The 210-nt window shown below is 40.5% G+C and carries 1 protein-coding gene; it reads right to left on the bottom strand.

Annotation, left to right across the window (positions count from 1 at the left end; translation table 11 throughout):
• Positions 1-15: 15 nt before the first annotated feature.
• Positions 16-210: hypothetical protein (locus BLO31_RS24145; protein WP_217495152.1), on the bottom strand; the 195-nt coding region annotated here is incomplete at its 5' end.

Raw genomic sequence — 210 nt, 5'->3', positions numbered from 1 at the left:
GACCAGCAATTGTCTTTAAAGAAATGGTATTGGCTGCTGGATATTGGAGAGTGTCGCACTTCGCAGTTGAATTTGGGAATACCCTAAGTAAGCACCAAGTGCAAAAAACACACCCTTTCCAATCAAGTCCCCTATATAGAGTAAAGTAAAACTCAACACTCTTGATCCATCTTTTAAACTTTCTTGTTCAGAGTGAGGAAGTGATCCGTG

It is taken from the genome of Vibrio sonorensis (assembly GCF_001854765.1).
GTDB classification, from domain to species: Bacteria; Pseudomonadota; Gammaproteobacteria; order Enterobacterales; family Vibrionaceae; genus Vibrio; species Vibrio sonorensis.
The sequence above is the reverse complement of the archived record's forward strand: the minus strand, read 5'-3'. Positions and strand labels throughout refer to the sequence as shown.